Genomic DNA, 25,847 nt, shown 5'->3' with positions numbered 1-25,847 from the left:
CCGCAAGATCGCCGCCGCGAATGAGCCGCAGCAGCGTCGGAAAGGTTCGTCCCAGATGCAGGGAAGTCAGATGAGATTGCCGGGCTTGACCATCAATCTTCGGGGACCGGCGCCTTGCTGACCGAGGATGTCGTCGGGATTTCGCAACGGGCATTCGGACAGCGAGAGACAACCGCAGCCGATGCAACTCGTTATCTGGTCACGAAGCTGCATCAGACTGTCGATGCGTTCCTGAAGCATGTCTTTCCAGGCTTCCGAAAAACGTCTCCAGTCCTCCGCCGTCGGCACGTGGTCGTGGGGAAGGTCTTCCAGCGCTTCATGAATGATCGCAAGCGGAATGCCCGCGCGTTGCGCGATCTTGATAATGGCAATGCGGCGCAGCACGGCGCGGTGATAGCGGCGCTGGTTGCCCTCTGTGCGCCAGCCCTCGATGAGCCCCTTGGTTTCATAGAAATGGACCGTAGAGACCGCCACACCGGCGCGCCGGGAAACGTCACCAACCGTCAGGCTTTTCTTGAGACCTGAATGTTCCATATCGTCAAACTCGATCATGCCGAATGTGTAGGCCGCAGCCCCGCATAATTGCAAGACGCGTCATAAATCCGCGTCATGTCTCAACGCGCGATAATTGCGGCGTGCCCATAGCAACGGGCGCGAATGCAGCGGCAGATCGGTATTTGTTACCAGCCCGGCAAAAAGCGTGTGATCCGCCATTGGAACGCTGCCCGCCAGTTCGCAGTCAATGGCGGCCGAAGCCCCGAAAAGACGCGGCCTGCCAGACGGCCATTCGCTCCACACACCAATGAGAAATCTCTGCGCGTGGGGAACCTTTCCCGCGAAGGCATCGCCGATCATCTCCTGCCCTTCCGCGAGCATGGCGAGCGAGAAGCCGCCATCAGAGAGGATCGCCGTTGCCAGCGCGCTGTCGCTTTTCACCGAAACCAAAACCATGGGCGGCTCGGCGGAAAGCGACAACACCGCTGTCACCGTGCGACCGTGGGCTTCACCGGCATCGCATGCGGTCACCACGGACACTGTTGCGGCCATCCGCGACATCGCATCCGCGAACTCTCGCTTCGAAACGGCGCCGATTGCGTCGCGGTCTATATGCAGCACGTTTCTGTTCATCATGTCAGGCAACCTTCGGCTTCTGTCCCTGATAGCGCCGGTCGGAAAACGCCCCGCAGCGCTTCCGACCGGCCATGGCCTCACGTCGGGATGTCCGTTCGGCCATATCGGTTCCAAACAGCTATTCGGAATGCTGTTTCAGATAGGCGATCATGTTTTCGAGGTCTTTTTCCCTGGTCAGTCCGGCAAAAGCCATCCAGGTGCCCTTCACCACGGCCTGCGGCTTCCTGAGAAAAGCCTTCAACTCCTCGTCGTTCCAGACCAACCCCTCGGCAGCCGCCTTGCGCATCGCATCCGAATAGGGATAGCCCGGATAGGAGGCGGCCTTGCGGCCCACCACGCTTTTCAGTGATGGGCCGCGTTTGCTTTCGTCGGCATCCGCCGTGTGGCAGACGGAGCATCGCTTGAAGAGTTTTTCCCCGGCCGCAGCATCTGCCCCTTCACCAGAGGCGGCTGTCGAAACAAGAAGGACAGTGGAAAAAGCAAGGGGAACAAGAAGAAGCGACAAGCGCATGGACGATACTCCAGATGATCGGCCATGCTTCTCTAGTTCCTCAACCTTGGTTGAGGTCAAGAGCAAATCTCGTCTGCTTCCTCATTTTTTAGACATCGCTCGTGGAAAAATTCGCGGCAGCGCTCAACACAGCCCGTATCGACGCGGTTGCGATATCGTCGTCGATCCCGACGCCGAAAACTTTCCGTCCATCATGCGTACGGCATTCGATATAAGCCGCAGCCTTCGCGTAAGTGCCCTTTTTCAATGAATGTTCGTGATAGTCGACGATTTCCAGATCGATATCGCAACCGGCCTGCAATGCCGAGACCGCACTTGATATCAAACCATTGCCGCGCCCGGTTATGGCGATTTCCTGCCCGCGATGCCGAATGCGCCCGGCGAAGACACGCGCCTCTCCGCTCCGTGCGGGCCTGCTTTCCCTGTAGTTCAGCAGCTCGAAATCAGCATTCTCTTCCAGATGATAGACATCGCGGAACAGCGACCAGATCATTTCGGCGGTCGTTTCCTTGCCGGTATCGTCGGCGAATGCCTGCACGCGACGGCTGAAATCGATTTGCAGCGGGCGCGGCAGTTTCAGCCCCCGGTCCTGCTCCAGCACCCATGCCACGCCGCCCTTGCCTGACTGGCTGTTGACGCGGATGACGGCTTCATAGCTTTCACCGATATCTTTCGGATCAATGGGCAGATAGGGCATTTCCCATATGCCGTCATTGCGGCTTTGATGCGCGGCAAAACCCTTGCGGATCGCATCCTGATGCGAGCCGGAAAAAGCAGTATGGACCAGTTCGCCCGCATAGGGGTGGCGCGGATGAACCGGCAAGTCATTGCAATGTTCGACCGTTCGCACCACGGAGCGCATCTCCGGGAAATAAAGCTTCGGGTCGATGCCCTGCGTATAGAAATTGAGCGCCAGCGTAACGAGATCGACATTGCCGGTGCGCTCGCCATTGCCGAACAGGCAACCCTCGACGCGATCAGCGCCTGCCAGCAAGGCCTGTTCCGTGGCGGCCACCGCCGTCCCCCGGTCATTGTGCGGATGCACGCTTATAATGACGCTGTCGCGGCGCGACAGGTTGCGGCAGAACCATTCGATCTGGTCCGCATAGACATTCGGCATTGCCACCTCGACCGTAGCCGGCAGGTTGAGGATCGCCTTGTTTTCGGGCGTTGGCTGCCAGACATCCAGAACACGTTCGCAGATTTCCAGCGCGAAATCAGGCTCGGTAAAACAGAAGGTTTCCGGCGAATATTCGAAAGTCCAGCGTGTCTCTGGTTGTTTCCGGCTTTCTTCCAGCATGGCGGTTATCCCACTGACCGCCAGATCGACGATCTCGTCCTTTTCCATGTTGAACACCACACGACGAAACAGCGGCGCGGTTGCATTATAAAGATGAACGATGGCCTGACGTGCACCGCGCAGGGATTCGAAAGTGCGTGCGATGAGGTCAGCGCGCGACTGGGTGAGCACCTGAATGGTCACATCGTCAGGTATCAGTTCCTCTTCGATCAGCCGACGAACAAAGTTGAACTCCGTTTGCGAAGCGGAAGGAAACGCAACCTCGATTTCCTTGAAACCGATTTCCAGAAGCATGCGATAGAAACGCATCTTCTTTTCGCCGTCCATCGGGTCGGCGAGCGCCTGATTGCCATCGCGCAGGTCCGTCGAGACCCAGCGCGGCGGCTGCGCCAGCCGCCGGTTCGGCCACTCGCGATCCGGCAATTCGATCGGAGATATGAAAGGACGATATTTGCTATCCGGGTTTGGCATCATGACAATAGTTCCTTCGGCTGCGAGAGCAGCGGCTTCGACAATTGGGAAATGGGATTGACGGCAGGTTACGACCGCCGGGATGCCATCAGGCCCAACGGTCGCCGGTAAGTCGAAGGAGAAGAAGCGAAAAAGCGAAGCGTGCGCAGCCAGCCGGAGCGTTCAACTCCGTTGAAACAAGTGTCTTGTGGCTGGCGCAAGCGGACACTGCGGGGCTTTCTTAAAAATGGCTTCTCCACTCCATCATATGTCAATGGATATTGGCATTCCTGCGCTTTAAGGCCATTATTGAGCGCAAAAGGGTCAATCCATGTCACTGAATTATCCAGCGCCCCTTGCACTCGCCATATCCACCATCGCGCAGGACGATGCATCCTTTGCAGGGCCGCCGCACCGTCACCGCGATGCGCAATTGATCTATGCGCGGTCCGGCGTGGTAACCGTTGCAACCGAAAACGGTAGCTGGGTCGTTCCTCCCAATCGCGCCGTGTGGGTGCCGCCGATGGTGGAGCACGCAACCCGCAGCCACGGACCTGTTCAGTTTCGTACGATCTTTATCCATCCGGATGCCGCGCGATCCCTCCCCTCATCCTGCGGCGTGGTGGAAGTTTCTTCCTTGCTGCGCGAACTGATCCTGCGTCTTGTGGAATTGCAGGACCGGCCAGCTACACCCTTCGCTCACCGCGTCTGCGAATTGCTGTTGGAGGAACTCACTTTTCTGCCCGCCGAACCCCTCAGTCTGTCCATGCCATCGGATCACCGGCTACGCACCCTTTGCCAGACGCTGCAAGCGGAGCCCGATACGGAGTTATCGCTCGATGCTGCCGCCTCGCGGACTGGCATGAGCAGGCGCAGTTTCATGCGTCATTTCGAGCGTGAAACCGGCATGACCTACGGTCGCTGGCGGCAGCAGGCCCGCTTGCTTGCTGCCTTGCCTGCGCTTGCCGCAGGCGTGCCTGTCGTGACCGTGGCGCTTGATTGCGGATACCAAAGCGCAAGCGCTTTCGCCGCAACGTTCAAGCGCAGCCTCGGACGAAGCCCCGCAAGTTATTTCGAGTGAAATATTCACCGAACGGCCTGATGGCACTCGCCAAGAACGAGAACATTTTCAATCGTTTATTGCTCTGGGGGCATGCACCGATGAACTTTCCAGCAGGGATTTCAGCGTCTTGGGCGAAGGGAGAAATTGACAGTCCGGCTTCTTATCCTGTATCGATCATTCAGTTTTGAACATTGTTCAATATATTGAACAAGCGAAGAGTTTCTCCCAAGGCTTTTCTTTCAGAACTGCCGGTGCATCGGCTGCATCGGAGAATTACCGGACGCCTCCTTCCCAAGACAGGAGCGTTTCCGGGATAGCCCAGCGTTGTGCGCCGGTGAGGAAATGAGAGACCTCGGCGCTGGTGAAAGTGAAAAGGGTGGAATGATGACAACAGAGATCAAGCCATTTTCGTTCGACACCGTCGGCTCGATGCTCGTCGAATGGAGCGCTGCGAAGCGCCTCGGCGAAATCCTCGGCGAACGGTTTTCGGAACGCAGGATTCTGATCGTGACGGACAAGGGCCTGCACAAGGCCGGCGTCCTCAACCATGCGCTGGCCTCGCTCGAAAAGGCGGGATTCGGTATCAGCGTGTTCGACGACGTGGTAGCCGATCCGCCGGAATCCGTATTGTTTGCCTGCGTCGAGCAGGCAAAGGCTGCCGGTTGCGATATCGTGCTTGGTCTGGGCGGCGGCTCCTCCATGGATATCGCCAAGCTCGCCGCCGTGCTGATTGTTTCCGAACAGGAGCTTTCCGAGCTCTACGGTATCGGCAAGGTACAGGGCGGACGTCTGCCGCTGATCCAGATTCCGACCACCGCCGGAACGGGTTCGGAAGTCACGAACATCACCATTCTGACGACGGGCGAAACCACGAAGATGGGCGTCGTCGCTCGCCAGCTTTACGCTGATTTCGTAATCCTCGATGCAGAACTGACCTGCGGTCTTCCCGCGCTTCATACGGCTGCGACCGGCATTGATGCCATGGTTCATGCGATCGAAGCCTATACGAGCCGGATCAAGAAGAACCCGCTCTCCGATGCGTTCGCCCGCGAGGCGCTGAAGCTTCTTTCAGCGAACCTGATTGCGGCCTGCGAAAATGGCAATGATCGTCATGCCCGCGAGGCCATGCTGCTCGGCGCCAATTATGCCGGTCAGGCCTTTTCCAACTCGCCTGTCGGCGCTGTTCACGCGCTGGCTTACCCGCTTGGCGGCCACTACCATGTGCCGCACGGCCTTTCCAATGCGCTGATGCTGGGGCCGGTGCTTCGCTACAATATGGCAGGCGCAGCCGCGCTTTACGCCGAACTTGCCGATCTGCTGCTGGAGAAATCCGAAGGCACGACGGAAGAGCGTTCAGCGGCTTTCGTAACCTATATGGAAGAGCTGATGAACAAGTCGGGCGCGCCGCGCCGCCTGCGTGATGTCGGCGTGACGGAAGACAGCCTCGAAACGCTGGCACGCGATGCGATGCTGCAGACACGGCTTCTGGGCAACAACCCGGTCGACGTGACCGAGGCCGACGCCCTGGCGCTTTACCGCGAAGCTTTTTGAGCGCGAGCATCTCCAGCAAAAATGCGACGCGCTTTTTTCTGGAAATGCGACACAGCAAATCTTTAGTGCGGTTCCGACAGCTCTGCGTTAACCGGAACCGCTCTGCCACAACGACCTGAAGGTTGAGGACCGCAGAAGCGTGCTGATAGCCGCTTCCGCGCAACCTTTCCTATGTCCCGGAGAATAAATTGAGCACTGAACGTATCGACGGTCAGGAGCAGCCCTATTGGCCTGCCGGACCGTTCAAAATTCGCTTGCCTTTTGTCCATTACAAATTCGAGTGGCCTGACTATTGCCAGGGGCTTCTCATGTGCGCCGTCGACCTGTCGGCGATCCCGCTCATGGCGGAGCTTCTTGGAATGCCCTTCGAAGTGGCGCTTGCCGTGGTGGTGCTGAACGGGCTTTTCTATCTAACCCACCATCTGCTCGGCGACCCGGTCGTTCCCGGCTGGATCACGCCTGCCGTCCCCCTCATCATGGCCTATTGCTCGACCTTCCCTGAAGGCCCGGAACGCATACACGCGCTTGTGTCCTTCCAGATGATGCTGGGGCTCTTGTCCATCTTCATCGGCGCGACCGGCATCGCAAACAGAGTGATCGCCGCGATCCCGCAAGCGATTAAATCCGGCATCATCATCGGCGCCGGTTTTTCGGCTGTCATTTCGGTATTCAAGATCGGCGGAAATTTCGACACGTTTCCGTTCACGATCTCGATTGCCATCGGCCTTTGCTTTTACCTGATGTTCTCGCCGCAGTTTAACCGCCTGTCGCGCAATGGCGGCTTTTTCGGCCTTATCGGAAAGCTCGGCGTACTGCCATGCATCCTGCTTGCCGTGGTGATTGCCCCGCTATTCGGGGAGGCCAAATGGCCGGAATTCCAGTGGACGATCTCGTCTCCGGATTTCGCGACACTGTGGCGCGAATATACGATCTTCGGCCTCGGCATGCCGCCGCTTTCCATGTTCCTCACGGCTCTGCCAACGGTGCTTGCAACTTATATTGTCCTGTTCGGCGATGTTCTGAAAACCAAGTCGATTATCGGGGAAGCCCAGCAGCACCGCCCCGACGAGAAGATCGACTACAATCCCAACCGCGCGCACCTCGTTTTCGGCATGCGCAATACGGGAATGTCGATCCTAGGTCCCGATGTGACGATGTGCGGCCCGGTATGGGCGGCAATGCAGGTGGTTATCTGCGAGCGCTTTTCCAAGGGCAAGAAGTCGATGCACTCGATCTTCGGCGGCGCGGGTTCGTTCCGCTGGGGCACCAATACCGGCCTGTTCCTGATGCCGATCGTGACACTTGTCCAGCCGATCCTCGGCGTGGCGCTGACGCTCACTCTGCTGATCCAGGGCTATGTCTCGGTGCGTATCGGTGTCATGGAAGCCCGCTCGCAGCGCGACCTCGGCATCGCAGGCATTACAGGCGCGGTACTGGCAACGCGCGGTGCCGGATGGGCTTTCGCCACCGGCGTCATCCTCTGCCTGCTGATCTATGGCCGCGAATTCTTCCGCGGCGAAGTGGACCAAACCTTCGTGAAGGACCAGCAGTCCTGATGCATAAACCCTCCCGCATCTTGCGGGAGGGTTTCATTTCCTGGAGATGTTAACCGGCAACAACCTCCGGCAACGGCCTGTCCACGATCATCGCATGATCGAGCACACGTTGCAGATTGGCCGCATGGCGGAAACCCGGTTCCAGTTGCGCCCCGTCGGCCACCGCGCGGGCAAACCGCTGGTAATTCGTCTCCACCGTTCCCGCATCAATGTCCCGCCATACCGGGGTTTCGATATCCTCGCCGATGGAACCACGCAGGCTCGAGCCGGTCGGTGTGTGAAGAATTTCCAGCGCGCCCTTGTCGCCGTGGATACGCAGCCGCAGCTCGTTGAGATGACCTGTCGCCCAGCGGCTGGCGTGAATGACACCCAGCGCGCCATTGGCATATTCGGCCATCATGACAAAGCTGTCATTGGCATCCAACACATATTCGCCGATATGGTTGTTGTCCGCCTTCTCGAAAGTCTTGAGACGCGCCGAAGCCCGCTCCACATCGCTGCCGATCGCATAGGTCGCGAAGTCGAGAATATGAATGCCGACATCGCCCAGAACGCCGTTGGAACCGTGCCGGGTTGAAAGCCGCCAGAGCCACTTGCTCTCGGTTTTCCAGTCGCCCCACGCCTTGGAGACCAGCCAGCTTTGCAGGTAGGACGCCTCGAAGTGGCGCACCTGTCCGATCTCGCCCGCCAGCACCATTTCGCGCGCCTTCTGCAGCGGCGCTACATTGCGATAGGTGAGGTTGACCATGTTGACGACGCCCGCCTGCTCGGCGGCGTCGGCCATTTCGGCGGCTTTCTCGTAGCTTTCAGCCAGCGGCTTTTCGCAGAAGACATGCTTGCCTGCCCCGACCAGCGCAAGCGTGGTCGGGTGGTGAATGGCGTCCGGCGTCACATTGGCAACCGCGTCGAAGCGGTTCCATTCCAGCGCATCCTCAAGCCGCGTGAAGCGGTTGTGAATGCCATGGTTTTCCGAAAACGCATCGACACGCACCGCCGAAACATCGCAAGCCGCGACAACCTCCACACCGTTGATGGCCTTGAAGGCTTCGACATGGTTCTTCGCCATGCCGCCTGTTCCAAGAATAAGAAGACGCATGATGCACCTCAGCGATAGCCGGCTTCGCCCGGCTTGTGCAATTTCGGACCACGCTCCACGATCGGCTCCGGCGCCTGGTCCACCGGGACATTCGGCGCGGTATGGATGCCCGCCCATGCCGGTTGCGGATTATAGGCCCATTTCACCGAATTGCGCAGGACTGTCCGCACATTCGCATCGTGATAGGTAGGATAGGTCTCGTGACCGGGACGGAAATAGAACACATTGCCTGCACCGCGCCGCCAGGTCATCCCCGACCGGAAGACTTCACCGCCGGCGAACCACGAGATTAAAACCGTTTCGAGCGGTTCCGGCACGGAGAACTGCTCCCCGTACATTTCCTCGTTCTCCAGCACGAAATTCTCATCCAGCCCCTGTGTGATCGGATGGCCGCGATTGACTACCCAGAGCCGCTCGCGCTCACCCGCCTCGCGCCATTTCAGCGCGCAGGGCGTTCCCATCAGCCGCTTGAATATCTTGGAGAAATGCCCTGAATGGAGCACGATCAGGCCCATGCCTTCAAAGACGCGCCTTGCCACGCGCTCCACAACCTCGTCGCTGACGCCGCCATGGTCCTTGTGCCCCCACCAGACCAGCACGTCCGTTTCGGCAAGACGCTCTTCGGTCAGGCCGTGCTCAGGCTCCTGCAAGGTGGCGGTCGTCGCTTCGATGGCACTGTCCTCATTCAGCGCGCCTGCGATGGTGTTGTGCATACCGTCCGGATAAACCGAACGCACGGTTTCATTGATCTGCTCGTGAATGTTTTCACCCCAGACGATTGTACGAATAGGCACGAATATTCTCCTTGCTGCGGGCGTCACCGCCCATTTGTCTCATGTGTCGTTGAGCTTGGGAGGTCGGCGTCAGACGGCGCGGCCCTTTTCATCGAAGCGATGAATGTCGTCCCCCAAGGGGGAAACCGAGAGCGTCTCGCCTGATTTACGCGCTGCCACGCCGCTTTCGCGGACCACCAGCGGCTCCTCCAGGCCGAGATCGATATAGACATAGGTATCGGAACCGAGGATTTCGCTATGAATCACCCGACCGGTCCAGTGGCCTCCCTCGGCAACGATGGCGAGGTGTTCGGGGCGCAGACCCACCGTATGCGCCCCGAAAGGCTCACTATAGCTGCCGGTCAGGAAGTTCATTTTCGGCGACCCGATGAACCCGGCGACGAAAAGCGAATTCGGCTTTTCGTAAAGCTCAAGCGGCGTTCCGATCTGCTCCACGCGTCCATCGCGCAGCACGCAGATGCGGTCAGCCAGGGTCATCGCCTCCACCTGATCGTGCGTCACATAGATCATGGTGGTGTCTTCCATGCTCTCGTGGAGCTTGGCGATCTCAAGCCTTGTAGCCACACGTAGTGCCGCATCGAGGTTGGACAAGGGTTCGTCGAAGAGGAAAACCTTCGGATCGCGCACAATGGCGCGGCCAATCGCGACACGCTGGCGCTGGCCGCCCGAAAGCTGACGCGGCAGGCGCTCCAGATAAGGTGTGAGTTGCAGCATCTCCGCGGCGGCCTGAATCCGGGCCTTGCATTCCTGCTTGTCCTTGCCCGCAAGCTGCATGCCGAAGGCCATGTTTTCATAGACCGTCATATGCGGATAAAGCGCATAGGACTGGAACACCATGGCGATACCGCGCTTCGACGGCGCAAAGCTGTTGACCACCGTTCCGTCAATGGAAAGACTGCCCGAGGAGATTTCCTCCAGCCCGGCAATGAGGCGCAGCAGCGTGGACTTGCCGCAGCCGGAAGGGCCGACGAAAACCATGAACTCGCCGGGCCGGATATCCATGTCCACGCCCCGGATGACCTCGAAATTGCCGAAAGATTTGCGCACATCGCGCAATTGAAGCTCTGCCATGGTTGTACCTAACCCTTTACGCCGCCTGCCGTCAGACCGGACACGATCCGCCGCTGGAAGATGAGCACGAGGATGACGAGGGGAACCGTCACGATGACGGAAGCCGCCATGATGTTGCCCCATGGGATTTCAAATTGACTGCCGCCGGACAGAAGCGCGATGGCCACCGGCACGGTGCGCTGGCTGCCCGAGGAGGTGAAGGTGAGCGCAAACAGGAACTCGTTCCACGCCGAGATGAAGGCGAGCAGCCCGGTCGTCACCAGCGCGGGCCACATGAGCGGCATGAAAACCCGCGTGATGATGACCCATGGTGATGCGCCGTCCACGATGGCGGCTTCTTCGATCTCGACCGGCAGGTCGCGCATGAAGGTGGTGAGAACCCAGACCGTGAACGGCAGTGTGAAGATCATATAGGAGAAGATCAGCGCCAGCGGCGTGTTGAAGATGCCGAGGAAGCGGATCAACTCGAACAGCCCTGCCAGAACGGCGATCTGCGGGAACATGGACACCGAAAGGATGGTAAGAAGCAGCAGCCCTCGCCCGCGAAAACTTACACGGGCCAGTGCATAGGCCGCTGTCACCGCCAGCAACAGCGAGATTGCCACCACCACGGTCGCCACCATGAGCGAGTTGCCGAGGCTGCGCAGGAAGCTGCCCTGGGTCAGCACGCTGGCATAGTTTTCAATCGAGAAACTGGTCGGCCAGTAATCGACCTGAAACAGCGCCGTTCCGGATTTCACACTGGTGATGATCGCATAGTAGAACGGGAACACTGCGATCAGGATGATGAGTGCCACCAGCAGATAAAAGCCCAGGGTTTTTACATAATGCATCATGCTAGTCCCCCCTGCCGACGTTGACGCGCCCGAAGAACATGTAGAGCACGGTGATGGCCGCGATGATGAGGAACAACATCGTCGATGCCGCCGCACCATAGGCGAACTTGTCGAAATCGAAGAGATTTTCGCGCGCGAAGACCGACATGGTTTTCGTCTGCGCATTGTTGGGCGTCAGCACATAGATGAGATCGAATATGCGCAGGGCATCCAGCATCCGGAAGATGATGGCCACCATCAGCGCCGGACGGATCAGCGGCAGCGTCACCCGCCAGAACACCTTCAGCGGGTGCACGCCATCTATCCTGGCTGCCTCGTAAATATCCGTTGGCACCATCTGTAAACCGGCCAGAATGAGCAGCGCCATGAAGGGCGTCGTCTTCCAGACATCGACGATCAGAACCGCAATCATTGCGGTGTCCGGATTGGCGGTCCATGCGATCTTCTGGCTTATGAGCCCCAGATTGAGCAGAATATGATTGAGAATGCCGAACTGATCGTTGAGCATCCAGTGCCAGATCTTGGCCGAAACGATGGTCGGGATGGCCCAGGGGATCAGGATTGCGGCGCGCACAAGCCCGCGCCCCCGGAAGTTCGCGTTGAGCACCAGTGCGACGATCAATCCGAAGACAGTTTCCAGACTGACCGACAGAACGGTGAACCGGATCGTATTCCAGACCGCGCCCCACCAGGCGGGGTCAGCCAGCAGACCACGATAGACGGTGCGCCCGCTTTTCAGCGTCACCCATGACAGATAATTGTTGAAGCCGACGAATTCCGCCGTGCCAAGGCTCGTCAGGGATGCATTGGTGAAACTGAAATAGACAGTCCGAAGCAGCGGCCAGCCTGCCACCAGCGCCAGTACCGCCAGCGTGGGCGCAAGAAACAGCCAGGCTGACCTGATACGCTGCGCGCGCAGATCGGAATGAACCCGGCTGTTCGTGGCCGAATTCCCCGAAATATCGAGAGAAGTCTCCGTCATGATCCCACTCTTGGTCGTGCTCAGGGAGATTGGAGCGTTCGGACTGCCCTAAAGGGGCTTGGGAGGCCGCCCGAACGCGGCTTGACGGGGCTACCAGCCGGAGCCTTCCAGCTCGGTCAGCTCGACCTCAAGCATTTCGAGATTCTCCGCAGCCGTGCCGTTGCCCGAAAGCGTCTTGTGCACCGCCGTCCAGAATTTCGATGAGACTTCATTGTATTTTACTTTTGTCGCAGCAGACGGGCGCGGCACGGCATTCTGGAAAATCGGCTTCCAGTTGGCCATGAAAGGCTGGGCTGCAATGACATCCTTGTCATCATAAAGCGCTTCGATGGTCGGCAGGCGCGAAATCTCTATCGCCTGCACCTTCTGCACTTCCGGCGAGGCCAGATATTTGACCAGCGCGATGGCTGCATCCTGCTTGGTGGAATATTTTGAAACGGCAAGGTTCCAGCCGCCCAGCGTCGAGGAAGGTGCATCGCCCTCCGCCCCGGCAGGCAATGGCGCCACGTCGAACTTGCCTTTCACGCCGCTATCGGCACTGTTGCCGAGCGCATAGGCATAAGGCCAGTTGCGCATGAACACGGCATTGCCGGTCTGCCAGACACCGCGCGATTCCTCTTCCTGATAGGCAAGCGCGCCCTGCGGCGAAATTGAGCCGATCCAGCCCTTGGCGCGGTCGATGGCCGCCGCCGCCTTTTCATTGTTGATGGAAATGGTGCCATCGGCTTCGACAATCTGGCCGCCGCCCGACGACTTGACCCACTCGAGCGCGTTGCAGGTCAGGCCTTCATAGGCATTACCCTGAAATACAAAGCCCCAGAGGTCGGACTTTCCTTCCGCTCGCTCCTTGTCCATGATTTCCTTGGCGGTTGCCGTCATTTCGTCCCAGGTCTTTGGAACCTGCTTATTGTATTTTTCGAGCAGATCCTTGCGATAGAAAAGCGCTGGCGCGTCGGTATAGAATGGCAGCGCAACCAGCTTGCCGTTCACCGTCTGCGAGGCGATGATGGAAGGAAAGTGAGCGCCGGTCACGTCCTTGGTCGCCTCTGTCAGATCGACAAACTGGTCCGACAGTTGCGGCGCCCAGACCACGTCGGTCTGGTAAACGTCGATATCAGCGTTACCGGCTGCCAGCCAAAGGCGATACTGGCTGAACTGCTCGCTGCTCGACGGCGGCATCGAGACGATATTGACCTTGTTGCCGGTATCTTTCTCGAACTTGACGATCTGCTCCTGCAGAAACTTGATGTTGTTGCCCGTCGAATTGGCGGCGATGGAAATCTCCACCGCATGGGCGCTCACCGTCGCCAGACCAAGCGCCACGCCCGCTGCGAGCACACCTTGAAAAACCTTCATAGTTCCCTCCTCCCATCCATTCTGTAAGCGGTTTGATAAAATCGAAAACGGTTTGGATGACGAAAAGGTTGCAGAGGACCGCATTTCTGTCAAGCAGCAGAATCCGGAGCGGACCCTATTTACGCATTTCCGAACGTCTGAGCACGATAATTCAAAGGGTTATGGATTCATTTCGTTGTTGATCAGCATTTCGGGCTCGGTTTCGTTGCAGCATGCAGGAGTAAGAATTCAAACAAACTTGAAATCGGTTTGGTTTTCGTGCACCCTATATCTTGCAGCGTATCAAAGAACTCAGCCGACCAATTGTTAATCGCAGGGAAGCGGCTATAATCCGCCGCCTTGCCTGCCTGTATAATTCGAAAGCCAAATGAAGCTCCGTGAATTCGCCAAACATCTGGGCCTTTCGGCCACGACCGTCAGCCGGGCGTTGAGCGGCTATCCCGAAGTGGCGGAAAGCACGCGCAAGCGGGTGATGGACGAGGCTGTGCGCCTTGGTTACCGCCCCAACGTCAACGCGGTCAGGCTGGTGACCGGTCGCGCCGGTGCAATCGGTGTCGTGATGGGACGCAACAGCGAGTTTCATTTCGCCGAGTTCATGCGGGGCATGGCGGAACGGCTTTGCCAGGATGAAGTCGATATTCTTGTCAGCCCGATTGCCAACAACGGAACCGATGACGAAGTGCAACTGTGCAGACGGCTCGCCACCAGCCATCGCGTCGATGCTATCATCGTGACCTCTCCCAAGCCAAACGACGAGCGCATCCGCATGCTGCATGAACTGGGCATGCCTTTTCTCGTGCACGGACGTTCCGAAACCGGCATTCCGCACGCCTGGCTCGACATCGACAATGAAGGGGCGGTCTATCGCTCGACTGCCCATCTGCTCGATCTCGGCCATCGGCGCATCGCCATGATCAATGGCCGCTACGGCTTCACCTTCTCGCTTCACCGTGACGAAGGCTACCGCAAAGCCCTCGAAAGCAGAGGCATCGCCTTCGACCCAGATCTCGTCCAGCACGGCGATTTCACCGATGAAATCGGCTATCGTCTCGCCCGCAAGCTGTTGGAGCGCGACCCCCGCCCGACTGCATTCGTTGCCGGTTCCATGATGACCGCGCTTGGCATATACCGGGCGGCGCGCTCCTTCGGCCTGACCATCGGCAAGGATATTTCCGTCATCGCCCACGATGACGTCATCTCGTTTCTGAGCGCCGACAATATGGTCCCCTCGCTGACCGCGACACGCTCGTCCATGCGCGCAGCCGGCAAACGTTGCGCCGACCTCCTGATGGACATACTCGACGGACGCGCCGCATCCGATATCCATGAATTATGGCCGGTCGAGCTCATCCTGCGGGAATCGGCCACCCGCGTACCGGAATGGGCCTGAAAATATCGAATAGCTGACACGATTTGCCAGTTTCACGCTGCCGGTGTAGATTTGCCGTGCAACGCGGAATTGGCTCGGCGCTTGAAGAAGCGCACTCCGAAGCCAAACCGCGTTGCATGTGGTTTAAATCGGAGTACAAATTGCGCAGTGAACAATCTATTCTTCAACTATCAATAGCGGTTACTATTCTGGTTGCTGGTTTCGGCGTCGTCTTCGGCCTGTTATCCGGCTCATTTTCTATAGTATTCGACGGCGTTTACATGCTTGCCGACGCAGCCATGAGCGGACTTGCCCTTCTCGTCTCGCGTCTCATCGCACTCTCGGCCCTGCCGGAACAACCCCGCGGAAAACTGCGTGATCGCTTCACGATGGGTTTCTGGCATCTGGAACCAATGGTGCTTGGCCTCAACGGCATGATGCTGACCGGCGTCGCAATCTACGCCCTCATAAACGCTGTCGGCAGCCTGATGGATGGCGGACGCGACCTCGAATTCAGCTATGCGATCTTCTATGCCGTCGTGGCCCTGATCGCGTGCCTCGGCATGGCCTTGCTAGAAACACGCGCAAACCGGACCCTGAAATCGGATTTCGTCGCGCTCGACGCCAAAGCCTGGATCATGTCGGGCGGCATTACGGCAGCGCTTTTGATCGCTTTTTCGGTCGGCTATGTCATCGACGGAACAGAACTCGGCTGGCTGACGCCTTATATCGATCCCGCGGTTCTGGCGGTCGTCTGTCTTGTCATCATTCCGATGCCGATCGGGACGATCAGACAGGCATTGGCTGACATATTCCTCGTGACGCCTCTGGACCTCAAAAAGCACGTCGATGCCATTGCGGAACAGTTCGTCAGGCAGCACGGCTTTCTCTCATACCGCGCTTATGTCGCCAAGGTCGGCCGCGGCAAGCAGATCGAACTCTATTTCATCGTTCCGCCCAATCTTCCGCCCCGAAAGCTTGAGGAATGGGATGCATTGCGTGATGAAATCGGCGATGCGCTCGGGGGCGAAGGGCCGGACCGGTGGCTGACCATCGCTTTCACCACCGATGTGGAATGGGCAGACTGATCGGGAACCTTATTCGTTCGTCAGCGACAATTGTCGGCGCAGGCGCATCGTGCGGCTGTCGCCCGGCTGGCGAGGCAACCGGCTGAAGGCATTCAGGTAATTGGTCTTGGTGCGCATGATATGCGCTTCCAGAATTTCCCTCAGTTCCCCGGGCTTATCGGCCTCGGCGAGTTCGATGATGACGGCGTGGTCAGCAAAGGAGCGGGCGGGTTCGCCTTCGGCACCGATTGCCAGATGTGTCCGCAAGGCTGCGACACGTCCCAGAATGCTGTCATAGGCGCGCGCGAGATAACGATTGCCGCAGACCCGGAAGAACGCCAGATGGAACTCGGTGTCACAGCGCCCATAGGCGCGCAGATCGTCGTCGTCTATGGCCGCACGCATGAGATCGTACTGCTTCTTCAATTGTGAAACGAGTTTCTTGCGATTGCAGACCAGCGCCAGGCGCATGGCCTGATCTTCGAGGCCGACGCGAAAATCACACAGTTCGGCTATGTCTTCCTGCGTGGGCGTGAAAACATAGGTGCCGGACTTGGGAACGATGTGGACCAGTTCCTGCATCTGCAAAATGTTGAGCGCCTCGCGCACCGGCGTACGGCTGACATCGAAAGCCGCAGCGAGCATATCTTCGGAGAGGTTTTCACCGAATAGAAACTCCGCATCGACGATCGCACCGCGAATCCGTTCCGCGATGCTGCTTGCCAGCGACTTCTTGCTCTTGCCTCGAATCTCTCTCATGTCCGAATCTTACAGACGCCTTCTTGCGACGTATAGAGCGGTTGAAACCGCACTCGAATTACACTCGTGACGATAACGGGCCTGATCGAAGAACAGGCCCGTCACCCGGATCAGTCCCGTTTGGCTTTCAGGCTCATGCAGAGGAAGAAGCCGATTATCGGGAATATGGACAGGGCCAGCAGCGACAGCGAAAAGCTGTCGGTCGTGGATTTGACCCAGCCGACGAGATAAGGCCCAGTGAAGCCGCCAAGCTGCGCGAAGCCGTTGATGGCGGCAAGTCCGCCTGCGGCAGCCGCGCCCGACAGGAACTGGGTCGGCAGCGTCCAGAACACGCCCAGATAGGACCAGAGGAAGAAGGCGCAGACCGACAGGAGCACGAGGCTCAGGACCGGTGATGGAGACAGCGCACTGGCGGCAAGGAACACGCCGCCGAACAGACCCGCAATCGCCGTATGTATCTTGCGTTCACCGGTACGGTCCGAACTGCGCGAGATCACCACAAGCCCGATGGCTGCGAACACGAACGGAATGGCGGAAATAAGCCCCGTCTGGGCCGCGCTGTAATCGCCAAGGCTCTTGACGATCTGCGGCAGCCACATGATGACGCCATAAACAGCAATGCCGTTGAACATATAGACGAGCGTCAGAAGCCAGACGCGGTAGTCGCTGAAAACTTCCTTCAGCGAATGCCTTGTATCGGGTTGCTTGCCCTGATTTTCCCTGGCAAGTTCAGCCATCAGCCAGGCGCGTTCATCCGGGTTCAGCCAGTGCTTGTCCTTTTCCGGACTATCGACCAGATAGAAGAACGTCACGACGCCGAGGATCACGGCGGGAAGCCCTTCAAGAATGAACATTGCCTGCCAGCCATGCAGGCCGAAAAGCCCCTCGCCGGCATCCATCAGCCAGCCGGAGAATGGCGCGCCGACGACGATGGAAAGTACGGTTGCCGTCATGAACAGCGCCGTTGCGCGGCCGCGTTCCTTGGCCGGGAACCAATAGGTGAGATAAAGCAGAACGCCCGGCGCGAAACCGGCCTCCGCAACGCCCAGCAGGAAGCGCAGGATGTAGAACGAAACCGGCCCCTGCACGAAAGCCATGGCGCAGGACACGAGCCCCCACGTGACCATGATGCGCGCTATCCAGACGCGCGAGCCGAGCTTGTGCAGCATCATGTTGCTCGGCACTTCGAACAGCATGTAGCCGATGAAGAAGATGCCCGCGCCGACGCCGAACATATAGGGTGTCAGGCCGATATCGTTGTTCATGTGAAGCGCGGCATAGCCGATATTCACCCGATCGAGATAGTTGACGATGAAGCAGATGAAGCAGAACAGAACGATCCGCAGATTGAGCTTGCGAATGGTGCTGTCGCGCAGGTCGGGCGTTGCGCCGACCGCGCTCACAGTGGAATTGACCACGATATCCTCCCAGATCTCCGCCCATGTCCCAGCATGAGCGGCATGAAATAATCGTTGCGGAAGCTGTCACGCGGTAGTGCGCGCCTCCCGTTTGGAGCTTCGGCGGAAAGTTGACCGGACCAGTCGGACAGGGTTTCCCGAACGGACAACCCCGCACGGATGCCCATCGGCGCAATTCCGGTCATTGTCGCCTCGCTCCATTGCAATGATTAGCCCGGCAACAATCACTTTACAAGTAGCATACAAAATCTTGTACCTCAGATTGACAGATTGCCGCTCACATGGCTTTTAAAGTCACCGTCGCCATATGGTCGAGTCCCAGGGATTCTCATCGGCGATCCATGAGCGCGCTGCGGCGTTCGTTTTCGAGGAGGAGATAATTCATGACCGCATACAACGCCCCGCCAGCGTTCCCGACCGATTTCTTCGTGGACCGCGTGGTGCTCGTCACCGGCGGCGCATCCGGCATCGGCAAGGCGATTGCCGAAAAGCTCATCCCGCTCAAGGCGCGGGTCGTGCTTTGGGACGTGAACGGCGCGCGCCTTGAGGAAATGGCGGAAAGGCACGGCGAGCAGGTTCTGACGGCCCTTGTGGATGTTTCGGACAAGGCCGCGGTTGACCGCGCAGCGCAAGACATCGGCACCAGATGGGGCGGCATCGATCATCTGGTCAATAATGCAGGCATCATCGGCCAGCGCATGACCGTGAAGGATTTCGATGCGGACGAGCTGGACAGGGTTCTGGCCGTCAACCTGAAAAGCGTGTTCTACGTTTCCAGTGCTTTCCTCAACAATCCGGGAGCCAAGCCGAACAAATCCGTGGTGGGCCTTTCCTCCATCGCCGGGCGCACCGGCGGCATGGTCGGCAACATCGCCTATGCCACGACCAAGGGCGCTATCGCGTCCTATACCTATGCGCTTGCCAAGGAACTCGCGCCGGAAATCCGCGTCAACGCTCTCGCCCCCGGCGTGATCGACACGGAAATCCAGAAAGACGTGTTCGCAGATCCGGCCAACATCGCAAAGATGGCCGACCTCATTCCGCTGAAACGGCTTGGAACCGCCGATGAAGTTGCCGACGCGGCCATCTGGCTGCTGTCGCCGGGCGCGGCCTATATCACCGGCGTCGTGCTTGATGTTTCAGGCGGACGATAGAGCGGTTGCTGTTTTAACAGGATCGCCGGAGCCACTCTCACTATTTGTTTTGTCGCATTATCCAGCGCAAAACCGTTTCTCATTTTTTGCTGGAAATGTTCTAGGAGACGACGATGACACAGGCCAGGGCCCTGAAAAACCTCATCGAAACCGGCCGCATCGTTCAGGCGCCGGGAGCGCCTGATCCGCTGACCGCCCGCCTCGTGCAGCAGGCGGGATTTCCTGCCATCTACATGACCGGGTTCGGCGCGACGGCAAACCGTCTCGGCACGCCCGATCTTGGCCTTCTCACCCAGACCGAGATGACGACCCATGCACGGGATATGACCCGCGTGGTGGATATTCCCGTCATCGCCGATGCGGATACGGGCTATGGAGGCCCGGCCAATATCGTTCGCACGGTGGAGGAATATATCCAGTCCGGTGTGGCAGCCATTCATCTTGAAGACCAGATGGCGCCGAAGCGCTGCGGCCAGCTTGCCGGTATCCGGCTGATCCCGGCGGAAGAAAATGTGCGTCGTCTCAAATGCGCCATCGCGGCGCGGGCCGACAAGGACCTTCTCCTCATCGCCCGCACCGACGCCATGCCTGCGGCCGGAGCGGAAGAAGCCATTCGCCGCGCGAAAATGTATCAGGATACGGGTGTCGATCTTGTTTTCGTCGATGGCATCAAGACCATCGCGGAAATCGAAACCGTCGCCCGGCACGTCGAAGGACCGAAGGTCGTCAGCATTGTCGATGGCAACGAAACCGTGGCCCTGACAGCCGCCAATCTCGAACAGATGGGTTTCAATGTTGTGTTCTATGCGCTGTCCACGCTGTTTTCGGCAGTGAAGGCGGTGAGCGACACGCTGTCGGTGCTGAAACGTGACGGGACGCCGAAGGCCCGCGCGGGCGACATGATTACCTATCAGCAATATTGCGACATCGTTGACCTGAAAAAATTTCAGGATCTCGATGAGGAATATGGCTGGTCATAGCGCGATGAACGAGGCAGGCGACGCCTGCCTCCTCAGGCACTCAGTTTTTTCGCCAGAATGCGGTTGGATGCCCTTTCGACCGTGATTTCATAGTGATCGCTCTGCGTAACATCCGCGATCCTGCTCGGGCGAAAAGCAACAGCATTGATGCCGCCTTGGTGGCGCAGGCTGTCGAACAAAATCCCGAACTCGCCGCCCTTGCGCATTTCCTCGCCGAACTTCTGCGACGCGGCATAATCTGCCGGGTCGTAGACGGCAGGCAGCGCTGCCTGCTCACCACATATATCGACGAAATCCTCTTCCAGCTTGGCAGTATAGACCCGGAAGGTGCGGGCGAGACCGTCCTGCTGTGTCGCAACCGCTTCGCGACGCATGTGATGCGCAACCTCGATGACGGATGTGGTAAGCCGCGCTGCCGCATACCATGCGCCTAGCTCCGGCCCGTTGAAGCGCATGCCGCCTGGCGCGACATGGAGGAAAGTTGCCATGACGATGCTGGAATTGGGCCTGCCGAACACCCACTCCTCGCGGGGAAGGCGCTGCAATCGCTCGGCCAGAAGGCGATCATTCGTCCATCCCGCCAGCTCCATCACCGCTTCCAGATCGGCAGCCGTGGCAACCGTATCGAAGAGGCCGATGGGCGGAAAGCGCGACGGGATCAGGCGATAGCTCGGCTGCGGTGCAGGACTGCGCTTCACGAAAACACCACATCTTCATCGCGATAGGGCTTGAACGCGCGATCCAGTTCATTCGGCTCCATATAAAGCCCGCCGCGCGCCGCATCCAGAAAGCGGCGGACCGTCAGCAACCCGTCCTGAAGCCCGCTCGTCACCAGTTGCAATGGTGGATGTCCGCCAAAGACGCCAGCCTGGTTGGGTGTGTGCAGCCAGCGAATACCGGCCCTTTCATCGGGATAAAGCACCCCCAGCGCCTGATGTATGCCGAGCACTGCGGACAGGCGCATCAGCACATCAACATCGAGCGTGATATCGCGGCGCTCGCGTACCGCCTTCACCCAATTGTAATAGGTCGACCGGGAAGGCAGGCCCAGAACCATCAGTCGCTGCTGTTCGTCCAGCCCCCACAAATCGGCGATGGTCAGGAAGGTGCGGAGGCCCGGCCCGCTCAACCGCTTGCGCGAGTGAGGAGCAAAGCGGGCGGCATCGAGAATATCCGGTCCCTTGCCTATTTTGGTTTCCAGCATTGCCTTGTTTCGCGCCATGATTGCCTCCGATCGTCCAGATCAGAATATAGTCCAAATTTGGACTAATGCAACCTTACGCTGTTTTGCCCGGAGCGAAAGGCTCTATTCGGCGGCGATGAGAGCGGTTTCGGCAGCGATATCCGGCAGCGTATCGAAATGAACGGGACGCAGCGAGACATAGCCGTTGCGGATATCCAGGACGTGCGAATAGACATTCTGGCCGTTTTCCAGCAGCGGCAGCTTGTCCTCATGCATGATGCTGATGACGATGGCCTGCGGGCAGCGCGTCTTCAGCGCCTCATGGAACCGCGTCTTCGCAGCGGGATCGAGCGCCCCGGTCGCTTCATCGAGGAAGATGATCGACGGCTTGTGCAGGAGAATGCGCGCCAGCACGATTTTCTGCTTCTGGCCGCCAGAGAGGATCATGTCCCACGGCGCGCCATCGGCGTCCGCATCGTTCATGCGTTCGATGAATTCGCCCAGTCCCGCCTCGTGCAGGACGGCCGCGACAGCAAGGTCGCTGAAACGGTCTTCATCGGCAGGCAGGGCGACAAGCTGTTTCAGCGTTACGGAAGGGAACTTGGCCTCCTGCGTCGCATAAAGCGAGGTCGCGTTCTGCGGGTAGATGATATCGCCGGTCCCATAGGGCCACAGGCCGTTGAGCGCCTTCATGAATGAAGTTTTGCCGGAACCGGATTCGCCACGCATGTAAACCCAGTCGCCCGCGCGAATATTGATCACGCCGGAGCGCAGGAACGGTGCTTCACTGTCCGGCCCTTGCATAAGCGTGAGATTGCGCACGGACAGTCCGAAGCGCGGATGCTGTTGCGCGAAGGCGAAACGATTGATGCCCGACCGGCTGTAGAACTCCGCAGGCTCCTGAACATTCTCGATGGCCTGCGCGAGACCGGTCACACGGCCCGCATTGGCGCGGAGATTGGCAATCGCAGGCATGACCTGAATGAACCATGAGCAGTCATTGATCATCGCCGCGACAAGTTCAGCGCCGGTTACATAATTACGGAAACTGACGGAGCCGCTCATATAGGGCAGAAGGCCCGGAATATAGGCAACGATGCGGTTCGAGAGAAAGCCATAGGCCTGCGAGAAGGCGAGATAGGCGGCATCGAAGCGGTTGAGCCGGTTCCAAGTGCCGTCGACATCCTTGTACAGACGGTCGTTGACAGAGCGCTGCACTGCCTCACCGCCGGATGCAGAAATCTGGAAACTGCGGCGCAGCAGCGTCGTCCACTCACCACGATAGGAGCCTTCGGCTTTCTGGATGCCGAGATTGAGACGCTCCAGTCGCTTGCCGATCTTGATGGCGACCAGCGTGCCGAGCGGGACATAGACGACGATTGCCGCAAAGGCCAGAACGGCGCTGCCGTAGCTGCCAAGGAAATCCAGCCCCTCCACGTGGGTAGACATCTCGATCAGCTTCTGTCCGATGAAGAAAGCCGACAGGAACACGCCGACAATCCCCATGACGAGGCCAATGGCGCCGCCGGTCATTCCCTTGATCGACTCCTGCAGGCGCTGATCGATGTTGTCGGGCTGGTCCTTGCCCCTGCCCTGCTGCAAATGGAAATGCGTGTGCCTGCCGTTCAACAGCGCGGTGGAGAACTGGTCGTTCAGCCATTTGCGCCATTTGCGATGCAGCGTGGTGGACAGGAAATGGCGGGAGCCGACCAGCATCACGTCCTTTGCCAGCATCAGCAGAACAAGAATGCCCGCATTGGCGGCTATCGTCATGAGAGGGTGCTGCACAGGCGCAGTGTTGACATTGACGATGGAATTCATGAGGAGGCCCGAAGCCTCGGCCACCCACACGGTAGTCTTGCTCACGAAAGCCGTCATCAGAAAGATCGCGAGAGTAAGAACCCAGGCTTCCTTCCAGCGATCGGAGATCCAGTAGGCGCGCATCAGCCCCCAGAACGACGTCATGTCGGCTACGGCAGACCTCTCCCTTGCCTGCAAGGTTAGCTGTCTGGTCTGCCGCTTTTTGTCCAATCCACACCTCGTTCTGAAAACAGGATGATAACGCTTTGTAACATATTGCAACAAACTGTGGTTAACGGAATGTTAATAGTCAACACAAAAGCGGAGCACCTCATCGTGAACACGCGGGCGCGCCACAGCAACAAGCTGAAATCGTTAAGCTATCGGAAACCAAAATAATTTCGGAAAAGCGCCCGTCTCGCCCCGGAAATCCGGCATTTCCGAGGGATCACCGCTGATGATTCGACAGACGCGCCTATTGCGCCGCGAGATAGGCCTGCAGGCGCGGCACGACATAATCAAGGAAAACGCGGACCCGTTGCGGCAGCCGGGCGCCGCCCAGAAACACCGCGTGAACTTCCTCCGTGTCGTTCTCCACAGCCTCCGAGAGAACTTCCACCAATGCGCCGGAAGCAAGGTCGTTCCGCGCGTGATAGTCGCCGATCCGGGCGAGCCCCAAACCTGCGACCGCCATGCGCCGGACCGTTTCCCCGTTATTGGCCAACAGAGAACCATAGACCGCACGATCCACGATGCGGCCGCTTTCCTTCAGCGGCCAGACGGGCGCGGCGCGGCGAAAATTGAAACCGATGCAATTGTGCTCGGCAAGATCATCGACAGTCATGGGCGTGCCGCGGCGCTCCAGATAGGCGGGAGCCGCCACGATCTTGCGCCGGGCCGTGCCGAGCTTGCGCGCCATCATGCTGGAATTGGGCAGGGTGCCGATGCGGAAAGCCACATCGGTGCGGTCGAGATAAAGGTCGACCAGTTCGTCCGACAGGGAGAGGTCGATGACGATATTCGGATAAGCCGCGAGAAATTCCGGCAATAGCGGCTCCAGCGCCAGCGTACCCAGCGCCACCGAAGCATTGACGCGCACCGTTCCGCCGGTGCTTGCCGAACCCTGGGAAAGCTCGCGTTCGACCTCCTCGAAATCGCGCAGCAATCCCTGGCTGCGTTCGTAGTAAATCTGCCCCTCGCTCGTCAGCGACAGGCGTCGGGACGAACGTTCCAGAAGCCGCACGCTGAGCCGCGCCTCGATACGGGATATGAGCTTGCTGATGGTCGAAGGGTTCATGCGCAGGAGCCGGGCGGCCTCCGAGAAACTGCCTGCTTCCACGACCCGCATAAAAACCTGCATTTCGCCGATGCGATTGTCCATCGCCCGCTCCATCTGTGAAATCGTTTCACAGATAATGTGGATTCCGAGCGGATTTTCAAGCCCGCGCGATTGTCCTATCTGTGCAGCCGAGATCAGACCTGACCGAAAGCTGACTGGTACAAGGCTCTGAAAATTCATGGCCCGAAGCATGAGCCTCCCAAGCTCGCGCAACCGACGCGATACGCCGAAGGCCAACCGACAGGAGATGACATGAAAATCGTGAACGCACATGGCGCGGCCATACCCGCGCTCGGCTTCGGCGTTTTCCGCATGACGGATGCCGAAGTGGAAAGCGTTGTCCCGGCGGCGCTGGAAGCCGGCTTCCGCCATTTCGATACGGCGCAGATCTACCAGAACGAAGCGGCCCTCGGTCGTGCACTGGAAAAAGCGGGCGCACGGCGCGAAGACCTGTTCCTGACCACGAAAGTCTGGGTGGACAATTACAGCCCGGAAAAATTCGGCGCGTCCGTCGATGAGAGTCTCGACAAGCTGAAGGTCGATCAGGTTGACCTCCTGCTTCTGCACTGGCCCGCCGACAAGGTGGCTATCGCCGATCAGATCGACATGCTGAACGCGGTGCAGGCGGCAGGCAGGACACGCTTCATCGGCGTGAGCAACCAGAATGTCGCCCAGATGCGCCAATCCATCGAACGCAGTGCCGCACCCATCGTCACCAACCAGATCGAGGCACACCCCTATCTCGACCAGAATGCCGTGGCCGATGCCGCAAAAGCCGCAGGCGTTGCCATCACCGCCTATTACGGCATGGCAGACGGCGCAGTGCCGCGCGATCCCGCCCTGCAGGCCATCGGCGCCCGATACGGCAAGACAGCCGCTCAGGTAGGCCTGCGCTGGCTGATCGAACGCGGCTTCATCGCGCTTTCCAAGACGGCCAAGCCTGAACGTGTCGCTGAAAATTTCGACATATTCGACTTTGATCTCAGCGCTGAAGACATGACGGCGATTTCCAAACTCGCCCGCCCCGATGGACGACTGGTCAGCCCTGCCGGACTGGCGCCCGTCTGGGACAATTGAAGAA

Annotated in this window: 24 protein-coding genes; 8 read left to right on the top strand and 16 right to left on the bottom strand. The window is 58.8% G+C overall.

The window, feature by feature from the left end; translation table 11 throughout:
• Positions 1-66: 66 nt before the first annotated feature.
• The 4 genes from soxR to leuA all read right to left on the bottom strand — a co-directional run bounded on the left by soxR (position 67) and on the right by leuA (position 3,416).
• Positions 67-534 carry a redox-sensitive transcriptional activator SoxR gene (soxR, locus tag ACOWVS_RS00745; RefSeq protein ID WP_025092092.1) on the bottom strand — a complete coding sequence of 156 codons (468 nt, stop codon included), beginning with the start codon at positions 532-534 and terminating at the stop codon, positions 67-69.
• Between the two features lie 60 nt (positions 535-594).
• On the bottom strand, positions 595-1,131 hold the full coding sequence (locus tag ACOWVS_RS00740) for a flavin reductase family protein (protein WP_006472468.1): 537 nt from the start codon (positions 1,129-1,131) through the stop codon (positions 595-597).
• A gap of 118 nt (positions 1,132-1,249) precedes the next feature.
• Positions 1,250-1,642 (bottom strand): c-type cytochrome, encoded by a 393-nt coding sequence (locus ACOWVS_RS00735; RefSeq protein WP_006472467.1) that lies wholly within the window; start codon positions 1,640-1,642, stop codon positions 1,250-1,252.
• 88 nt (positions 1,643-1,730) lie between these two features.
• Positions 1,731-3,416: a 2-isopropylmalate synthase gene (leuA, locus tag ACOWVS_RS00730; RefSeq protein ID WP_006468428.1), complete on the bottom strand. Its 1,686-nt coding sequence runs from the start codon at positions 3,414-3,416 to the stop codon at positions 1,731-1,733.
• A gap of 307 nt (positions 3,417-3,723) precedes the next feature.
• On the opposite strand from leuA, the gene ACOWVS_RS00725 reads away from it, so the two are divergent.
• The 3 genes from ACOWVS_RS00725 to ACOWVS_RS00715 all read left to right on the top strand — a co-directional run bounded on the left by ACOWVS_RS00725 (position 3,724) and on the right by ACOWVS_RS00715 (position 7,562).
• Entirely contained in the window at positions 3,724-4,473 is a 750-nt protein-coding gene (locus ACOWVS_RS00725) for an AraC family transcriptional regulator (protein WP_006468426.1), read from the top strand.
• 363 nt (positions 4,474-4,836) lie between these two features.
• Positions 4,837-6,006 (top strand): iron-containing alcohol dehydrogenase, encoded by a 1,170-nt coding sequence (locus tag ACOWVS_RS00720; RefSeq protein WP_006472466.1) that lies wholly within the window; start codon positions 4,837-4,839, stop codon positions 6,004-6,006.
• A gap of 188 nt (positions 6,007-6,194) precedes the next feature.
• Positions 6,195-7,562 carry a hypothetical protein gene (locus tag ACOWVS_RS00715; RefSeq protein ID WP_006468422.1) on the top strand — a complete coding sequence of 456 codons (1,368 nt, stop codon included), beginning with the start codon at positions 6,195-6,197 and terminating at the stop codon, positions 7,560-7,562.
• 49 nt (positions 7,563-7,611) lie between these two features.
• On the opposite strand, the gene ACOWVS_RS00710 is transcribed toward ACOWVS_RS00715, so the two are convergent.
• The 6 genes from ACOWVS_RS00710 to ACOWVS_RS00685 form a co-directional block, all read right to left on the bottom strand.
• Positions 7,612-8,658 carry a Gfo/Idh/MocA family protein gene (locus tag ACOWVS_RS00710; RefSeq protein WP_006468421.1) on the bottom strand — a complete coding sequence of 349 codons (1,047 nt, stop codon included), beginning with the start codon at positions 8,656-8,658 and terminating at the stop codon, positions 7,612-7,614.
• 8 nt (positions 8,659-8,666) lie between these two features.
• Positions 8,667-9,452, bottom strand: coding sequence for a ThuA domain-containing protein (locus ACOWVS_RS00705; protein WP_006472465.1), 786 nt, complete (start codon positions 9,450-9,452; stop codon positions 8,667-8,669).
• A gap of 69 nt (positions 9,453-9,521) precedes the next feature.
• Positions 9,522-10,523, bottom strand: a complete 1,002-nt coding sequence (locus ACOWVS_RS00700; protein ID WP_006468419.1) for an ABC transporter ATP-binding protein — start codon at positions 10,521-10,523, stop codon at positions 9,522-9,524.
• Between the two features lie 8 nt (positions 10,524-10,531).
• The gene (locus tag ACOWVS_RS00695; RefSeq protein WP_006472464.1) at positions 10,532-11,359 is read right to left on the bottom strand and encodes a carbohydrate ABC transporter permease; all 828 of its coding nucleotides are present in this window, start codon (positions 11,357-11,359) and stop codon (positions 10,532-10,534) included.
• A 1-nt stretch (position 11,360) separates the two neighbouring features.
• Positions 11,361-12,341: a carbohydrate ABC transporter permease gene (locus ACOWVS_RS00690; protein WP_006468417.1), complete on the bottom strand. Its 981-nt coding sequence runs from the start codon at positions 12,339-12,341 to the stop codon at positions 11,361-11,363.
• A gap of 90 nt (positions 12,342-12,431) precedes the next feature.
• A complete protein-coding gene (locus tag ACOWVS_RS00685) occupies positions 12,432-13,697 on the bottom strand; it encodes an ABC transporter substrate-binding protein (protein WP_006472462.1) in 1,266 nt (421 codons plus the stop codon).
• 367 nt (positions 13,698-14,064) lie between these two features.
• Here ACOWVS_RS00685 and ACOWVS_RS00680 point away from each other — a divergent pair, with 367 nt between their 5' ends.
• Both ACOWVS_RS00680 and ACOWVS_RS00675 read left to right on the top strand, forming a co-directional pair.
• Positions 14,065-15,087: a substrate-binding domain-containing protein gene (locus ACOWVS_RS00680; protein ID WP_006468415.1), complete on the top strand. Its 1,023-nt coding sequence runs from the start codon at positions 14,065-14,067 to the stop codon at positions 15,085-15,087.
• A 140-nt stretch (positions 15,088-15,227) separates the two neighbouring features.
• Positions 15,228-16,154 carry a cation diffusion facilitator family transporter gene (locus tag ACOWVS_RS00675; RefSeq protein ID WP_025092094.1) on the top strand — a complete coding sequence of 309 codons (927 nt, stop codon included), beginning with the start codon at positions 15,228-15,230 and terminating at the stop codon, positions 16,152-16,154.
• A 9-nt stretch (positions 16,155-16,163) separates the two neighbouring features.
• Here the strand turns inward: ACOWVS_RS00675 and ACOWVS_RS00670 are convergent, their stop codons facing one another.
• On the bottom strand, positions 16,164-16,892 hold the full coding sequence (locus ACOWVS_RS00670) for a GntR family transcriptional regulator (RefSeq protein WP_006468413.1): 729 nt from the start codon (positions 16,890-16,892) through the stop codon (positions 16,164-16,166).
• Positions 16,893-17,002: 110 nt separating this feature from the next.
• Positions 17,003-18,310 (bottom strand): MFS transporter, encoded by a 1,308-nt coding sequence (locus ACOWVS_RS00665; protein ID WP_006472460.1) that lies wholly within the window; start codon positions 18,308-18,310, stop codon positions 17,003-17,005.
• A 383-nt stretch (positions 18,311-18,693) separates the two neighbouring features.
• Between ACOWVS_RS00665 and ACOWVS_RS00660 the strand changes: the two genes are divergently transcribed.
• Positions 18,694-19,464, top strand: coding sequence for an SDR family NAD(P)-dependent oxidoreductase (locus tag ACOWVS_RS00660; protein WP_006468411.1), 771 nt, complete (start codon positions 18,694-18,696; stop codon positions 19,462-19,464).
• A gap of 113 nt (positions 19,465-19,577) precedes the next feature.
• On the top strand, positions 19,578-20,444 hold the full coding sequence (locus ACOWVS_RS00655) for an isocitrate lyase/PEP mutase family protein (protein ID WP_006468410.1): 867 nt from the start codon (positions 19,578-19,580) through the stop codon (positions 20,442-20,444).
• A gap of 32 nt (positions 20,445-20,476) precedes the next feature.
• On the opposite strand, the gene ACOWVS_RS00650 is transcribed toward ACOWVS_RS00655, so the two are convergent.
• The 4 genes from ACOWVS_RS00650 to ACOWVS_RS00635 form a co-directional block, all read right to left on the bottom strand.
• Entirely contained in the window at positions 20,477-21,142 is a 666-nt protein-coding gene (locus tag ACOWVS_RS00650; RefSeq protein ID WP_006468409.1) for an RES family NAD+ phosphorylase, read from the bottom strand.
• On the bottom strand, positions 21,139-21,666 hold the full coding sequence (locus tag ACOWVS_RS00645; protein ID WP_006468408.1) for an MbcA/ParS/Xre antitoxin family protein: 528 nt from the start codon (positions 21,664-21,666) through the stop codon (positions 21,139-21,141). The genes ACOWVS_RS00650 and ACOWVS_RS00645 overlap by 4 nt, the downstream gene beginning before the upstream one ends.
• Positions 21,667-21,750: 84 nt before the next feature.
• Positions 21,751-23,658: an ABC transporter ATP-binding protein/permease gene (locus ACOWVS_RS00640; protein WP_006472459.1), complete on the bottom strand. Its 1,908-nt coding sequence runs from the start codon at positions 23,656-23,658 to the stop codon at positions 21,751-21,753.
• A 244-nt stretch (positions 23,659-23,902) separates the two neighbouring features.
• Positions 23,903-24,808 carry a LysR family transcriptional regulator gene (locus ACOWVS_RS00635; RefSeq protein WP_006472458.1) on the bottom strand — a complete coding sequence of 302 codons (906 nt, stop codon included), beginning with the start codon at positions 24,806-24,808 and terminating at the stop codon, positions 23,903-23,905.
• 210 nt (positions 24,809-25,018) lie between these two features.
• Between ACOWVS_RS00635 and ACOWVS_RS00630 the strand changes: the two genes are divergently transcribed.
• Positions 25,019-25,843, top strand: a complete 825-nt coding sequence (locus ACOWVS_RS00630; RefSeq protein WP_006468405.1) for an aldo/keto reductase — start codon at positions 25,019-25,021, stop codon at positions 25,841-25,843.
• Positions 25,844-25,847: the final 4 nt, after the last annotated feature.

Origin of the sequence: Brucella sp. IR068, from assembly GCF_049065885.1 — a bacterium.
GTDB lineage: Bacteria > Pseudomonadota > Alphaproteobacteria > Rhizobiales > Rhizobiaceae > Brucella > Brucella intermedia.
This window is presented reverse-complemented; position numbering and strand designations above follow the sequence as displayed.

What these genes read in the sequence shown, in the direction of transcription:
- soxR (WP_025092092.1), bottom strand. Translation starts at nt 534, where the DNA reads ATGGAACATTCAGGTCTCAAGAAAAGCCTGACGGTTGGTGACGTTTCC.
- ACOWVS_RS00645 (WP_006468408.1), bottom strand. Translation starts at nt 21,666, where the DNA reads ATGGCGCGAAACAAGGCAATGCTGGAAACCAAAATAGGCAAGGGACCG.
- ACOWVS_RS00685 (WP_006472462.1), bottom strand. Translation starts at nt 13,697, where the DNA reads ATGAAGGTTTTTCAAGGTGTGCTCGCAGCGGGCGTGGCGCTTGGTCTG.
- ACOWVS_RS00735 (WP_006472467.1), bottom strand. Translation starts at nt 1,642, where the DNA reads ATGCGCTTGTCGCTTCTTCTTGTTCCCCTTGCTTTTTCCACTGTCCTT.
- leuA (WP_006468428.1), bottom strand. Translation starts at nt 3,416, where the DNA reads ATGATGCCAAACCCGGATAGCAAATATCGTCCTTTCATATCTCCGATC.
- ACOWVS_RS00680 (WP_006468415.1), top strand. Translation starts at nt 14,065, where the DNA reads ATGAAGCTCCGTGAATTCGCCAAACATCTGGGCCTTTCGGCCACGACC.
- ACOWVS_RS00740 (WP_006472468.1), bottom strand. Translation starts at nt 1,131, where the DNA reads ATGATGAACAGAAACGTGCTGCATATAGACCGCGACGCAATCGGCGCC.
- ACOWVS_RS00690 (WP_006468417.1), bottom strand. Translation starts at nt 12,341, where the DNA reads ATGACGGAGACTTCTCTCGATATTTCGGGGAATTCGGCCACGAACAGC.
- ACOWVS_RS00630 (WP_006468405.1), top strand. Translation starts at nt 25,019, where the DNA reads ATGAAAATCGTGAACGCACATGGCGCGGCCATACCCGCGCTCGGCTTC.
- ACOWVS_RS00695 (WP_006472464.1), bottom strand. Translation starts at nt 11,359, where the DNA reads ATGATGCATTATGTAAAAACCCTGGGCTTTTATCTGCTGGTGGCACTC.
- ACOWVS_RS00670 (WP_006468413.1), bottom strand. Translation starts at nt 16,892, where the DNA reads ATGAGAGAGATTCGAGGCAAGAGCAAGAAGTCGCTGGCAAGCAGCATC.
- ACOWVS_RS00660 (WP_006468411.1), top strand. Translation starts at nt 18,694, where the DNA reads ATGACCGCATACAACGCCCCGCCAGCGTTCCCGACCGATTTCTTCGTG.
- ACOWVS_RS00725 (WP_006468426.1), top strand. Translation starts at nt 3,724, where the DNA reads ATGTCACTGAATTATCCAGCGCCCCTTGCACTCGCCATATCCACCATC.
- ACOWVS_RS00700 (WP_006468419.1), bottom strand. Translation starts at nt 10,523, where the DNA reads ATGGCAGAGCTTCAATTGCGCGATGTGCGCAAATCTTTCGGCAATTTC.
- ACOWVS_RS00720 (WP_006472466.1), top strand. Translation starts at nt 4,837, where the DNA reads ATGATGACAACAGAGATCAAGCCATTTTCGTTCGACACCGTCGGCTCG.
- ACOWVS_RS00710 (WP_006468421.1), bottom strand. Translation starts at nt 8,658, where the DNA reads ATGCGTCTTCTTATTCTTGGAACAGGCGGCATGGCGAAGAACCATGTC.
- ACOWVS_RS00635 (WP_006472458.1), bottom strand. Translation starts at nt 24,808, where the DNA reads ATGGACAATCGCATCGGCGAAATGCAGGTTTTTATGCGGGTCGTGGAA.
- ACOWVS_RS00655 (WP_006468410.1), top strand. Translation starts at nt 19,578, where the DNA reads ATGACACAGGCCAGGGCCCTGAAAAACCTCATCGAAACCGGCCGCATC.